This is a genomic window from Streptococcus infantis (assembly GCF_047463655.1).
In the GTDB taxonomy this organism is placed as follows: domain Bacteria; phylum Bacillota; class Bacilli; order Lactobacillales; family Streptococcaceae; genus Streptococcus; species Streptococcus infantis_Z.
Map to the genome: position 1 here is coordinate 36575 of NZ_JASHDM010000008.1, position 14286 is coordinate 50860.

General features: G+C 41.4%; 8 protein-coding genes and 1 tRNA gene. 8 read left to right on the forward strand and 1 reads right to left on the reverse strand.

Going from position 1 to position 14286, the window contains the following annotated elements; genetic code table 11:
- Positions 1-3: 3 nt before the first annotated feature.
- The 4 genes from QM877_RS07020 (at position 4) to QM877_RS07035 (ending at position 7711) form a co-directional block, all read left to right on the forward strand.
- On the forward strand, positions 4-927 hold the full coding sequence (locus tag QM877_RS07020; protein WP_414276165.1) for an aspartate carbamoyltransferase catalytic subunit: 924 nt from the start codon (positions 4-6) through the stop codon (positions 925-927).
- Between the two features lie 49 nt (positions 928-976).
- Complete coding sequence (locus tag QM877_RS07025) at positions 977-2056, forward strand: carbamoyl phosphate synthase small subunit (RefSeq protein WP_000166838.1); 1080 nt, start codon at positions 977-979, stop codon at positions 2054-2056.
- A gap of 695 nt (positions 2057-2751) precedes the next feature.
- Positions 2752-5928 (forward strand): carbamoyl-phosphate synthase large subunit, encoded by a 3177-nt coding sequence (gene carB / locus QM877_RS07030; RefSeq protein ID WP_414317979.1) that lies wholly within the window; start codon positions 2752-2754, stop codon positions 5926-5928.
- Between the two features lie 448 nt (positions 5929-6376).
- On the forward strand, positions 6377-7711 hold the full coding sequence (locus tag QM877_RS07035) for an Nramp family divalent metal transporter (RefSeq protein ID WP_000094598.1): 1335 nt from the start codon (positions 6377-6379) through the stop codon (positions 7709-7711).
- Positions 7712-7870: 159 nt separating this feature from the next.
- On the opposite strand, the gene QM877_RS07040 is transcribed toward QM877_RS07035, so the two are convergent.
- Positions 7871-7958: transfer RNA gene (locus QM877_RS07040), tRNA-Ser, on the reverse strand.
- 161 nt (positions 7959-8119) lie between these two features.
- On the opposite strand from QM877_RS07040, the gene QM877_RS07045 reads away from it, so the two are divergent.
- The 4 genes from QM877_RS07045 (at position 8120) to QM877_RS07060 (ending at position 14141) form a co-directional block, all read left to right on the forward strand.
- Positions 8120-8860, forward strand: a complete 741-nt coding sequence (locus QM877_RS07045; RefSeq protein ID WP_000920622.1) for a DeoR/GlpR family DNA-binding transcription regulator — start codon at positions 8120-8122, stop codon at positions 8858-8860.
- Complete coding sequence (pfkB, locus tag QM877_RS07050; RefSeq protein WP_414317980.1) at positions 8857-9768, forward strand: 1-phosphofructokinase; 912 nt, start codon at positions 8857-8859, stop codon at positions 9766-9768. The genes QM877_RS07045 and pfkB overlap by 4 nt, the downstream gene beginning before the upstream one ends.
- Entirely contained in the window at positions 9765-11720 is a 1956-nt protein-coding gene (locus tag QM877_RS07055; RefSeq protein ID WP_414317981.1) for a fructose-specific PTS transporter subunit EIIC, read from the forward strand. Before pfkB ends, QM877_RS07055 begins: the two co-directional genes overlap by 4 nt.
- 90 nt (positions 11721-11810) lie before the next feature.
- Positions 11811-14141, forward strand: coding sequence for a DNA translocase FtsK (locus QM877_RS07060; protein WP_414317982.1), 2331 nt, complete (start codon positions 11811-11813; stop codon positions 14139-14141).
- The last annotated feature ends 145 nt before the right edge of the window (positions 14142-14286 follow it).

A 14286-nucleotide genomic window follows, 5' to 3' on the forward strand; every position in this document is an offset into this window, starting at 1 on the left:
GCCATGTCAGAAAATCAACAAGCCATTCAACATGTAGTCTCAATGGAAGACCTTACTGTAGAACAAGTCATGAAATTGATTAAACGAGGGATCGAATTTAAAAATGGAGCAAAGGCTTCTTATGAAGACCAACACATCGTCTCTAATCTCTTCTTTGAGAGTTCGACTCGTACCCACAAATCTTTTGAAGTAGCAGAGATTAAACTGGGCCTTCACCTACTGGACTTCGATGTAAAAACAAGTTCAGTCAACAAGGGTGAAACACTCTACGATACAATTTTGACCTTGTCAGCCTTGGGAGTAGATGCCTGTGTCATCCGACACCCAGAGGTAGATTACTACAGAGAGTTGATCGATAGTCCGACGATTATGACTTCGATTATCAATGGTGGCGACGGTTCTGGGCAACATCCTAGCCAGAGCTTGCTTGATTTAATGACGATTTATGAAGAATTTGGACACTTTGAAGGACTCAAGGTAGCCATTGCTGGTGACCTTGACCATTCGCGTGTGGCTAAATCCAATATGCAAATCTTAAAACGCTTAGGAGCAGAACTCTACTTTGCTGGACCTGAGGAATGGAGAAGTCAAGAGTTTGCAGACTATGGACAGTTTGTAAGCATTGATGAAATCATTGACCAAGTTGATGTGATGATGTTTCTCCGTGTTCAGCATGAGCGTCATGAAAGTGGAACAGTCTTTTCAAAAGAGGGTTATCATGCCCAGCATGGTTTGACTCAAGAACGTTACGATCGCTTGAAAGATAAAGCTATTCTGATGCATCCTGCTCCTGTAAATCGCGATGTTGAAATTGCTGATCACTTGGTCGAAGCACCAAAATCACGTATTGTTCAACAAATGACCAATGGTGTCTTTGTCAGAATGGCAATTTTAGAATCTGTATTGACTTACAGAAACGCAAAATAAGACACAAAACGTTAAAAGATGCCTGAGAGCATCCACGAGAGGTGAATTTATGACTAAACGACTTCTAGTTTTAGAAGATGGAACAATTTTTGAAGGAAAAGCCTTTGGGGCTGATATTGATGTAACTGGTGAAATCGTCTTTAATACTGGGATGACCGGTTATCAAGAATCCATTACGGATCAGTCTTATAATGGGCAAATTCTAACTTTTACCTATCCCTTGGTTGGAAATTATGGGATTAACCGTGATGACTACGAGTCTATCAGTCCAACCTGTAAAGGTGTAGTAGTATTTGAAGAAGCTCGTAGAGCCAGCAACTGGCGAAACCAGATGACACTGGATGAATTTTTGAAGTCTAAGAAGATCCCTGGTATTTCAGGTATTGATACACGTGCTTTGACAAAAATCATTCGCAAACATGGGACTATGAGAGCGACTCTGACACATGTGGGAGATAGTATTGATCACATCACAGATCAGCTTCAAGCAACTGTTTTACCAATTGATAATATCAAACAGGTTTCTACAAAAACTGCATATCCAGCTCCAGGAGTAGGTTTGAGCGTGGTACTCGTTGACTTTGGTCTTAAGCATTCAATCTTAAGAGAGTTGTCTAAGAGAGATTGTAATGTAACGGTCGTTCCTTATACTACAACAGCAGAGGAAATCCTTCACTTAAATCCAGACGGAGTTATGTTGTCAAATGGACCGGGAAATCCAGAAGATGTACCAGAAGCACTTGATATGATTCGTGGTATTCTTGGCAAGATTCCAATCTTTGGTATTTGTATGGGGCACCAGCTCTTTGCAATGGCAAATGGTGCCAAGACCTATAAGATGAAATTTGGTCACCGTGGATTCAACCACGCTGTACGTGAAATTGCAACAGGGCGCGTGGACTTCACGAGTCAAAACCATGGATATGCAGTGAGTCGTGAAGATTTTCCAGACCATTTGATGATTACTCATGAAGAAATCAATGACAAGTCAGTTGAAGGTGTACGTCACAGATACCAACCAGGTTTCTCTGTGCAATTCCACCCAGATGCTGCACCAGGTCCGCACGATGCAAGTTATCTATTTGACGAGTTCATCGAGATGATGGAAGCCTTCAAACAAGCAAACTAAAGACGAGTGTGAAATCGTCGGAGACTTTATGTAACTGAACACGGACGGAAAGCTCGGAATTTAGAGAACCCAACTCGGATTGTCAATCCTTCCTTGGTTTCCTAAAATCCAATCACTTTCTATTCGTCCTTTGTATCTTATTTAATGTCGCTCAGTGAGGCGACGAATAGAAAGGCAGGTCGTTTCTTTTAGTCGCTATTAGGCGAACTAAAAACTCCCTGCACTAGATTTTTTATCGAAAAAAATCGTTTCGCTAAAAAATCGTCGGAGAATTTATGCAACTGAACACGGACGGAAAGCTCGGAATTTAGAGAACCCAACTCGGATTGTCAATCCTTCCTTGGTTTCCTAAAATTTAATCGCTTTCTATTCGTCCTTTGTATCTTCTTTAATGTCGCCCTGTGAGGCGACGAATAGAAAGGCAGGTCGTTTCTTTTAGTCGCTATTAGGCGAACTAAAAACTCCCTGCACTAGATTTTTTATCGAAAAAAATCGTTTCGCTAAAAAATCGTCGGAGAATTTATTTAATGTCGCCCTGTGAGGCGACGAATAGAAAGGAGAAGGGTGAGCCGTATTTGCTGAACTGAATACGGGCTACGGACAGTGCTAAAAAGATAGTTATTCCTAGAACTGACAGTTCTTCGTCACAACTCCTATTTTAGCTTTGTCCGCTTGACGCCCTTAATATCTTATAAATGCCTAAACGTACTGATATTCAAAAAATTATGGTGATTGGTTCTGGTCCGATTATTATTGGTCAGGCTGCTGAGTTTGACTATGCTGGGACTCAGGCTTGCTTGTCTTTGAAAGAGGAAGGTTATGAGGTTGTCTTGGTGAACTCAAACCCTGCGACTATCATGACTGATAAGGAAATTGCAGACAAGGTTTACATTGAGCCAATCACACTTGAGTTTGTAACTCGTATTCTCCGTAAAGAACGTCCAGATGCCTTGCTTCCAACTCTTGGTGGGCAAACAGGGCTTAACATGGCCATGGAATTGTCTAAAAATGGCATTCTTGATGAATTGGGAGTAGAACTTCTCGGTACTAAATTGTCTGCCATCGACCAAGCGGAGGACCGCGATCTCTTTAAACAATTGATGGAAGAACTGAACCAACCAATTCCTGAATCAGAAATTGTTAATACAGTGGAAGAAGCCGTAGCTTTCGCAGCAACAATTGGTTACCCAGTGATCGTCCGTCCAGCCTTCACACTTGGTGGTACTGGCGGTGGTATGTGTGCCAACGAGGAAGAATTGCGTGAAATTGCTGAAAATGGTTTGAAGTTGTCACCTGTTACCCAATGTTTGATTGAGCGTTCTATTGCAGGTTTCAAGGAAATCGAGTACGAGGTTATGCGTGACTCAGCTGACAATGCCCTGGTTGTTTGTAACATGGAAAACTTTGACCCTGTAGGGATTCACACAGGAGATTCCATTGTATTTGCCCCTGCGCAAACCATGTCAGACTATGAAAACCAAATGCTTCGTGATGCTAGTTTGAGCATTATCCGCGCACTCAAGATTGAAGGTGGATGTAACGTTCAGTTGGCTCTCGATCCTCACAGTTTTAAGTACTATGTTATCGAAGTAAACCCTCGAGTATCTCGTTCATCAGCTCTTGCTTCTAAGGCGACAGGTTATCCAATCGCTAAATTGGCTGCTAAGATTGCAGTCGGTTTGACCTTAGATGAGGTCATCAACCCAGTTACAGGTTCAACTTATGCCATGTTTGAGCCAGCCCTTGACTACGTCGTTGCCAAGATTCCACGTTTCCCATTTGACAAGTTTGAAAAGGGAGAACGCCGTCTTGGTACTCAGATGAAGGCGACTGGAGAAGTTATGGCCATTGGTCGTAACATCGAGGAGTCACTTCTGAAAGCTTGTCGTTCACTTGAAATTGGCGTTCACCACAATGAAATGCCTGAGCTTGCAGCAGTTTCTGATGATGCCTTGATTGAAAAGGTTGTCAAGGCTCAAGATGACCGTCTCTTCTATGTATCAGAAGCCATTCGTCGTGGCTACACACCAGAAGAAATTGCAGAGCTTACAAAAATCGATATCTTTTATCTCGATAAACTCCTACATATCTTTGAAATTGAGCAAGAATTGGGTGCCCATCCACAAGATTTAGAAGTTTTGAAAACTGCCAAACTCAATGGCTTCTCAGATCGTAAGGTTGCTGAACTATGGGAAACGACAGCTGACCAAGTTCGCCAGCTTCGTTTGGAAAACAAGATTGTCCCAGTCTATAAGATGGTCGATACTTGTGCGGCAGAATTTGACTCTGAGACACCATATTTCTATTCAACTTATGGTTGGGAAAATGAATCTATCAAGTCTGATAAGGAATCCGTTCTAGTTCTAGGTTCTGGTCCAATCCGTATCGGGCAAGGGGTTGAGTTTGACTATGCAACAGTTCACTCTGTTAAGGCTATCCAGGCGGCTGGCTATGAGGCCATCATCATGAACTCAAACCCAGAGACCGTTTCAACAGACTTTTCTGTATCTGACAAGCTTTACTTTGAACCATTGACATTCGAAGATGTTATGAATGTTATTGACTTGGAGCAACCAAAAGGGGTTATCGTTCAGTTCGGTGGTCAAACAGCTATCAACCTTGCGGAGCCATTGGCAAAATCAGGTGTGACCATCCTTGGTACACAGGTCGCTGACCTAGACCGTGCCGAAGACCGTGACCTCTTTGAACAAGCCCTCAAAGATTTGGATATTCCACAACCACCAGGACAAACGGCTACAAATGAAGAAGAAGCAGTTCTTGCAGCTCGCAAGATTGGCTTCCCAGTCCTCGTTCGCCCATCTTATGTACTTGGTGGACGTGCCATGGAAATTGTTGAAAATGAGGAAGACCTTCGTTCTTACATGCGTACAGCGGTTAAGGCTAGTCCTGACCATCCAGTCCTTGTTGACTCTTATATCGTTGGAAAAGAGTGTGAAGTTGATGCCATTTCAGACGGTGAAAATGTCCTTATCCCTGGTATCATGGAGCATATCGAACGTGCCGGTGTCCACTCAGGTGACTCAATGGCCGTTTACCCACCACAAACCTTGTCGCAAAAGGTGCAAGAAACAATCGCAGACTATACTAAACGCCTAGCAATCGGTCTTAACTGCCTTGGAATGATGAACATCCAGTTTGTTATCAAGGATGAAAAAGTCTACGTTATTGAGGTCAATCCACGTGCCAGCCGTACGGTTCCATTTCTTTCTAAAGTGACCAATATCCCTATGGCTCAAGTAGCAACTAAGTTAATTCTTGGTCAAAGTCTTGAAGAACTTGGTTATCAGGATGGACTTTATCCAGAAAGCAGTCGTGTTCATATCAAGGCGCCAGTCTTCTCATTTACCAAGCTAGCGAAAGTAGACAGCTTGCTCGGTCCTGAAATGAAGTCAACAGGGGAAGTTATGGGTTCTGATACGACTCTTGAAAAAGCCCTCTACAAGGCCTTTGAAGCTTCTTATCTTCACTTGCCAACCTTTGGAAATGTTGTCTTTACTATCGCTGATGATGCCAAGGAAGAAGCTTTGGATTTGGCTCGTCGTTTCCAAAATATTGGTTATGGTATCCTTGCGACTCAAGGAACAGCAGCTTTCTTTGAAAGTCATGGCTTGAAGGCTCAACTCGTTGGTAAGATTGGTGATGATGAACATGATATCCCAAGCTATGTTCGTAAAGGGAAAATCCAAGCTATCATCAACACAGTTGGTACTAAGCGAACTGCTGATGAAGATGGTGAACAAATCCGCCGTTCAGCTATCGAACATGGTGTGCCACTCTTCACAGCCTTGGATACAGCAGATGCTATGCTTAAGGTACTTGAAAGTAGAAGTTTTGTCACAGAAGCAATTTAGTTTCTTGTTAAATGATCTAAGTAGCTTTTATCCAGCGTCAAAAGACGCTGGTTTTTCCTCTTTTATAGAGAAATCGAGTTAGAAATAATAGTTACAGTTCACTATTAAATGTCAAAGTTTATCAATAGATTTATCATTATCGTTAATGAGTAGACTTATTCTGACTTTCCCTAAAATTTTGTTGAATTTTCTTAAGTTTTTATCATATTTTTTATAATTAAGGTGCCTTAAGAAAAATAATGAAAAAACTAAATGTTTTTCATATAGTTTTCATTTTTTGTGTTATAATTAAGGTGCCTTAAGAAAAATATTAAGGTGCCTTAAGAAAAATAATGAAAAAACTAAATGTTTTTCATATAGTTTTCATTGTTTTAATAGTTTAAAGTCAATCTTATTTTTCTCTAATAGAAAATAATGAAAAAGTAGGTTTAGAAAGAGGTAAGTATCTATGTCTTCTCATAAAAAAGTGTCACTCTCTGAGATTAATCAATCTATCGATACTCCAAATAACAATCATTTCTGGCAAAATTTAAAGGCCTTTTTAGGTCCGGGTGCTCTTGTCGCAGTTGGTTATATGGATCCAGGAAACTGGATTACCAGTGTAGTCGGTGGTGCTTCCTATAAGTATAGTCTCTTGTTTGTTATCTTGATTTCATCTCTCATTGCCATGCAACTTCAGCAGATGGCAGGAAAGCTTGGTATTGTAACCCAGATGGACCTGGCTCAAGCAACGGCTCATCATTCACCTAAATGGCTTCGTTATAGTCTATGGGTGATTTTAGAATTAGCCTTGATGGCGACAGATCTGGCAGAAGTTCTAGGTTCAGCCATTGCTCTCAATCTTCTCTTTAAGATTCCGATTATGATAGCAATTCTCTTGACCGTGTTGGATGTTTTTCTCTTATTGCTTCTGATGAAATTTGGCTTTAAGAAGATTGAAGCTATTGTGACAACACTGATTTTAACCATTCTAGCAATTTTTACCTATCTGGTAGCTTTGTCACATCCAAGCTTCCAAGGAATCGTTGAGGGTTATCTACCGAATGCAACCTTATTTGAAAGTCCTTTGCCAGGGCATGAAAGTCAATTAACCTTGGCGTTAGGTATCGTGGGTGCGACAGTGATGCCCCATAACCTCTATTTGCATTCTTCCTTGTCTCAAACTCGGAAAATCAATCACAAGGACAAGAATGATGTTCGAAAAGCCGTGCGCTTTATGACCTGGGATTCAAATCTCCAATTATCCTTGGCCTTTGTGGTTAACTCCCTTCTATTAATTCTCGGGGCGGCTCTCTTTTTCGGCCATGCATCTGAGATTTCTGCCTTCTCTCAAATGTATAATGCCTTGCAGGATTCTACTATTGCAGGAGCTATAGCTAGCTCGACCTTATCAACCTTGTTTGCCTTGGCTTTATTAGCCAGTGGTCAAAATTCGACAATTACGGGTACCTTGACTGGACAAATCGTTATGGAAGGTTTCTTGCATATGAGATTACCTCAATGGTTCATTCGTTTGGCAACTCGTCTCTTTGCCTTACTACCTGTCATGATAGTAGCAGTTTTGTTTGGTCATCAGGAAAAAACATTGGATCAGTTATTGGTTTATTCACAAGTCTTTCTTTCGATTGCTCTTCCATTTTCAATCTTCCCACTGATTTATCTAACTTCTAAGAAATCACTGATGGGAGAATTTACCAATGCCAAATGGAATACTATCCTTGGTTATATTGTTTCCATTATCTTAACTGTTCTCAATGTGAAATTGCTATTTGATATTTTTTAAGAGCATCTGAGATGAAGTAGAAAAAATATCATTTTGATGATTAAAATTGAAGAAAAAAATCACCCAAGAGTTGAATCTTGGGTGATTTTTTGGAATTCTCATCTTAGATGAAAAATCCATTATAAAAAGCTGCATGAAGATGCAGCTACACTATAGCAACGGAAGACATGGGATTCGAACCCACGCACGCTTTCACACGCCTACCGCGTTTCCAACACGGCCTCTTAAGCCTCTTGAGTAATCTTCCAATACTTACTAAGATAGTTTAACATAAAGGCAAGTATCTTGCAAATAAAATTCAAACAATTGGCAAAATGTTAGAAAATGAAAGAAAATGACAAAAAGTGCTTGACTTTGCTATTTTTTGTGATAGAATGATTATTGTAATCGTTAACAGGAGGTGAGTAAGTGCTAAAAACTGAGAGAAAAAAGTTGATTTTAGAGGAGTTGGGTAAACATAAAGTCGTTACTTTAGAGAAATTAGTAGGCTTGCTAGATACTTCAGAATCAACAGTTAGACGCGATTTAGATGAATTGGAATCGGAAAATAAACTTCGCCGAGTGCATGGAGGTGCAGAGTTGCCTCACTCCTTGCAAGAAGAAGAAACCATTCAAGAGAAATCTGTCAAAAACCTTCAAGAGAAAAAATTAATTGCGCAAAAGGCAGCTTCCCTCATCAAAGAAAAAGATGTTATCTTTGTGGATGCAGGAAGTACAACAGCCTTTCTCATTAAGGAATTGGAGCGAAAAGACATTACTGTTGTGACTAACTCCATTCACCATGCGGTTCAATTAGTGGATAAGCAAATCCCGACAGTTATTATCGGTGGTGGAGTCAAGATGACAACTGATGCCAGTATCGGAGGTGTCGCGCTTAATCAGATTAACCAGCTTCACTTTGACCGTGCCTTTATCGGAATGAACGGTGTGGATGAAGGTTATTATACAACTCCAGATATGGAGGAGGGAGCTGTTAAGCGTGCTATTCTAGAAAATGCCAAACAAACCTATGTTTTGGCGGATTCATCTAAGGTTGGTCAGTCTTGTTTCGCTAAGGTCGCCCCTATAAAACGAGCTATTGTGATTACAAGCAAGGGTCACGAACTCTTGCCAGCTATCAAAGAAAAAACGGAGGTTATCGAAGTATGATTTATACAGTCACACTAAATCCATCTATTGACTACATTGTCCGTCTGGATAAAGTGGAAGTTGGTAGTGTCAATCGTATGGATAGTGATGATAAGTTTGCTGGTGGTAAAGGTATCAATGTTAGCCGTGTCTTGAAACGCTTGGATATTCCAAATACAGCGACAGGCTTCATCGGTGGCTTTACAGGTAAATTTATCACTGATACTTTGGCTGAAGAGCAAATTGAAACACGCTTTGTCCAAGTGGCAGAAGATACGCGTATCAATGTCAAGATCAAAGCAGATCAAGAAACAGAAATCAATGGGACTGGTCCTACTGTTGAAGCTGAACAACTTGAAGAGTTAAAAGCTATTCTTTCAAGTTTAACAGCAGAAGATACAGTTGTCTTTGCAGGTTCGAGTGCTAAAAATCTAGGCAATATTATTTACAAAGATTTGATTGCTTTGACGCGTCAGACAGGCGCTCAAGTAGTCTGTGACTTTGAAGGTCAAACCTTGATTGATAGTTTGGATTATCAACCACTTTTGGTCAAACCAAATAATCATGAACTGGGAGCTATCTTTGGAGTCAAGCTTGAAAGCCTTGATGAAATAGAGAAATACGCTCGAGAATTGCTAGCTAAAGGTGCTCAAAACGTCATTATCTCTATGGCTGGTGACGGTGCACTTCTTGTCACATCTGAGGGAGCTTACTTCGCAAAACCTATCAAGGGAACAGTGAAAAACTCAGTTGGTGCTGGTGACTCTATGGTTGCTGGATTTACTGGTGAGTTTGTCAAATCACAAGACGCAGTAGAAGCCTTCAAATGGGGAGTGGCTTGTGGAACAGCAACGACATTCTCAGATGACTTGGCAACTGCAGCATTTATTAAAGAGACTTATGAAAAAGTTGAGGTAGAAAAAAGATGAAAATTCAGGATTTATTGAGAAAAGATGTCATGTTGCTCGATTTGCAAGCAACTGAAAAAACAGCAGCTATCGAAGAAATGGTTCATAGCTTGGTAGAGCACGGATATGTGTCAGATTTTGAAACTTTTAAAGAAGGAATCTTAGCGCGTGAAGCTTTGACTTCTACAGGTTTGGGTGATGGTATTGCAATGCCACACAGCAAAAACGCTGCTGTCAAAGAAGCGACTGTTCTCTTTGCTAAATCAAACAAGGGTGTTGATTACGAAAGCTTAGATGGACAAGCAACTGACCTCTTCTTTATGATTGCGGCTCCAGAAGGTGCCAATGATACTCACTTAGCTGCCTTGGCAGAATTGTCACAATATTTGATGAAAGACGGATTTGCTGATAAACTTCGTCAAGTAACATCAGCTGATCAAGTCATTGAACTCTTTAACCAAGCTTCAGAAAAAGCTCAAGAACCAGTTCAAGCTCCTGCAAATGAATCTGGTGACTTTATCGTAGCAGTTACAGCTTGTACAACAGGAATTGCCCACACATACATGGCCCAAGAAGCTCTTCAAAAAGTGGCTGCGGAAATGGGTGTTGGTATCAAGGTTGAAACCAACGGTGCAAGTGGTGTTGGCAACAAATTAACAGCAGAAGATATCCGCAATGCCAAAGCTGTTATCATCGCTGCAGATAAAGCAGTTGAAATGGATCGTTTTGATGGCAAACCATTGGTCAATCGTCCAGTTGCAGATGGTATTCGTAAGACAGAAGAGCTGATCAACTTGGCTCTTTCTGGTAATGCTGAAGTATATCGTGCTGCTAATGGAGCGCAAGCTTCAACAGCATCTAATGAAAAACAAAGTCTCGGTGGTGCCTTCTACAAACACTTGATGAGTGGTGTATCACAAATGTTGCCATTCGTTATCGGTGGTGGTATCATGATTGCCCTTGCTTTCTTGATTGATGGTGCTATGGGTGTACCTAATGAGAGTCTTGGAAATCTTGGATCTTACCATGAACTCGCTTCTATGTTCATGAAAATCGGTGGCGCAGCCTTTGGTTTGATGCTTCCAGTATTTGCAGGATATGTTGCTTACTCAATCGCTGAAAAACCAGGTTTGGTAGCAGGTTTCGTAGCTGGAGCTATTGCCAAAGAAGGTTTTGCCTTTGGTAAAATCCCTTATGCTCAAGGTGGTGAAGCAACTTCAGCTCTTGCAGGTGTATCATCAGGTTTCCTTGGAGCTCTTGTTGGTGGATTTATCGCAGGTGCCTTGGTGCTCTTGGTTAAGAAATACGTGAAGGTTCCTCGCTCACTTGAAGGTGCTAAATCAATCCTTCTCTTGCCACTTTTTGGAACAATCTTGACAGGCTTTGTCATGCTAGCTGTTAATATCCCAATGGCCGCAATCAACACTGGTATGAACAACTTCCTTGGTGGTCTTGAAGGTGGATCAGCTGTCCTTCTTGGAGTCGTTCTTGGAGGAATGATGGCTGTCGATATGGGTGGACCTGTCAATAAAGCAGCCTATGTCTTTGGTACTGGTACTCTTGCAGCAACAGTGGCAACAGGTGGTTCAGTAGCCATGGCAGCAGTTATGGCTGGAGGAATGGTTCCACCACTTGCAATCTTTGTGGCAACACTTCTTTTCAAAGATAAATTTACTAAAGAAGAACGTAACTCTGGTTTGACGAACATCGTTATGGGCTTGTCATTCATCACTGAAGGTGCGATTCCATTTGGTGCAGCAGACCCAGCTCGTGCTATCCCAAGCTTCATCCTTGGTTCAGCGGTAGCAGGTGGACTCGTTGGTCTTGCAAATATCAAACTCATGGCTCCTCACGGAGGAATCTTCGTTATCGCCCTTACTTCAAATGCTCTTCTTTACCTTGTCTTTGTCTTGGTAGGAGCAATTGTCAGTGGTGTGGTATACGGTTATCTTCGTAAACCATCTGAAAAATAATCACAAACATATTCAAATGACTGAACACAAAAGTGGGCAGTCATTTTTTTGATTTCTCTAGATGTCTCTGAAATATGGTATAATAGAAGAATGGCAAACAAAAATACAAGTAAAACAAGACGGAGACCGTCAAAAGCTGAATTAGAAAGAAAGCAAGCTATCCAACGGATGTTAATTTCCTTAGTCATAGCTTTTTGCTTAATGTTCGCTGCCCTGAAATTAGGAGCAGTGGGACTCACCCTTTATAATCTCATTCGTCTATTAGTAGGAAGTCTGGCCTATCTAGTCATTTTTGTCGTTCTGGTCTATCTTTTTCTTTTTAAATGGATTCGGAAGCACGAAGGTCTGATCTCAGGTTTTCTTTGCATTTTTTCAGGTTTATTACTGATTTTTGAAGCTTATCTAGTATGGAAATATGGCATCGAGCAGTCTGTCTTAAAGGGGACTTTGGCCCAAGTGTTGACAGATTTGACAGGCTTTCGTGTGACTAGCTTTGCTGGAGGAGGACTTTTAGGTGTTGCTCTCTACATTCCAGTCGCCTTTCTCTTTTCAAATATTGGTACTTATTTTATTGGAGCCATCTTAATCTTAATCGGTGCTCTTCTAGTTAGTCCCTGGTCTGTCTATGATGTCGCTGATTTTCTTGGAGTACGTTTTGCACTTTGGATGGAGCGACGTGAGCAGAGGAAACAAGAACGCTTCATCAAACGAGAAGAAGAAAAAGCTCGTAAGGAAGCGGAGGAACAGGAAAGACTAGAAAAAGAACAAGCAGAGCAAGCCTTGTTGGATATACCTCCTGTTGATATGGAAACTGGCGAGATTTTAGAAGCGCCCCCTGTTCATTTTGATGATCTACCACCCCTTCCTGAGGAAGAATGGGTAGAACCTGAAATTATTCTCCCTCAAGCAGACTATGAAGTTCCTAGCGAAGTTGACATTCAAGAAGAAGATGAGTTCTTAGATGATGAGGATGTTGAGGTAGATTTTTCTGCTAAAAAAGCTTTAGAGTACAAACTTCCAAGCTTGCAACTTTTTGCACCCGATAAACCTAAAGATCAGTCTAAAGAAAAGAAAATCGTTCGTGAAAACATCAAGATTTTGGAAGAAACCTTTGCAAGTTTTGGTATCAAGGTAACGGTTGAACGTGCTGAAATCGGTCCATCCGTTACCAAGTACGAAGTCAAGCCAGCCGTTGGTGTGCGGGTCAATCGCATTTCTAATCTAGCAGATGACTTGGCTCTGGCCTTGGCTGCGAAAGATGTCCGTATCGAAGCTCCAATTCCAGGGAAATCCTTAGTCGGGATTGAAGTGCCTAACTCAGAGATTGCGACAGTCTCCTTCCGAGAGCTCTGGGAACAATCGCAAACTAAACCTGAAAATCTGCTAGAAATTCCCCTTGGGAAAGCAGTTAACGGAACAGCTCGTAGTTTTGACCTAGCCAAAATGCCTCACTTGCTAGTGGCTGGTTCGACAGGTTCTGGTAAATCTGTTGCAGTCAATGGTATCATTGCAAGTATTCTCATGAAGGCGCGTCCAGACCAAGTCAAGTTTATGATGGTGGATCCGAAGATGGTTGAGTTGTCAGTCTATAATGATATTCCACACCTTTTGATTCCAGTTGTGACCAATCCTCGTAAGGCCAGCAAGGCCCTTCAAAAAGTCGTGGATGAGATGGAAAATCGCTATGAACTCTTTGCAAAAATTGGCGTTCGTAATATTGCTGGTTTCAATGCTAAGGTGGAGGAATTCAACGCTCAATCTGAGTACAAACAAGTACCTCTTCCTTTGATTGTTGTGATTGTCGATGAGTTGGCTGACCTCATGATGGTAGCCAGTAAGGAAGTGGAAGATGCTATTATCCGTCTTGGACAGAAGGCGCGTGCTGCTGGTATCCACATGATTCTTGCGACCCAGCGCCCATCTGTTGACGTCATCTCTGGTTTGATTAAGGCTAATGTCCCATCTCGTGTCGCTTTCGCAGTTTCATCAGGAACAGATTCTCGTACTATCTTGGATGAAAATGGAGCAGAAAAACTGCTTGGTCGAGGTGACATGCTCTTTAAACCGATTGATGAAAACCACCCAGTTCGTCTCCAAGGCTCCTTTATCTCGGATGATGATGTCGAACGCATCGTAAACTATATCAAGGCTCAGGCAGATGCAGACTACGATGAGAGCTTTGATCCAGGTGAGGTTTCTGAGACAGAAGGTGAGTCTGGCACAGGAGACGAAGGTGGAGATCCGCTATTTGAAGAAGCTAAGGCTCTGGTCATTGAAACTCAAAAAGCGAGCGCATCCATGATTCAACGTCGTTTATCAGTTGGTTTTAACCGAGCAACTCGCTTGATGGAAGAATTAGAGATGGCTGGAGTTATCGGACCTGCAGAGGGAACGAAGCCACGAAAGGTTTTACAACAATAAAAAACGTAAAAATAGTATAAAAATGCATGGAAACTTTATTAAAAAGCTAGTCAAAATTGGTCTAACTTTTTAGATAGAGTTTCCTTTTTTATAGCGATTTCTTTAGAAATAAGGTCATCTGAAAATCGTTTCAGACTTGCCAACT

Bases quoted from the DNA above. Each gene is read 5' to 3' on its own strand.
- pfkB (WP_414317980.1), top strand. From the start codon at position 8,857: ATGATTTATACAGTCACACTAAATCCATCTATTGACTACATTGTCCGT.
- QM877_RS07035 (WP_000094598.1), top strand. From the start codon at position 6,377: ATGTCTTCTCATAAAAAAGTGTCACTCTCTGAGATTAATCAATCTATC.
- QM877_RS07055 (WP_414317981.1), top strand. From the start codon at position 9,765: ATGAAAATTCAGGATTTATTGAGAAAAGATGTCATGTTGCTCGATTTG.
- carB (WP_414317979.1), top strand. From the start codon at position 2,752: ATGCCTAAACGTACTGATATTCAAAAAATTATGGTGATTGGTTCTGGT.
- QM877_RS07020 (WP_414276165.1), top strand. From the start codon at position 4: ATGTCAGAAAATCAACAAGCCATTCAACATGTAGTCTCAATGGAAGAC.
- QM877_RS07060 (WP_414317982.1), top strand. From the start codon at position 11,811: ATGGCAAACAAAAATACAAGTAAAACAAGACGGAGACCGTCAAAAGCT.
- QM877_RS07025 (WP_000166838.1), top strand. From the start codon at position 977: ATGACTAAACGACTTCTAGTTTTAGAAGATGGAACAATTTTTGAAGGA.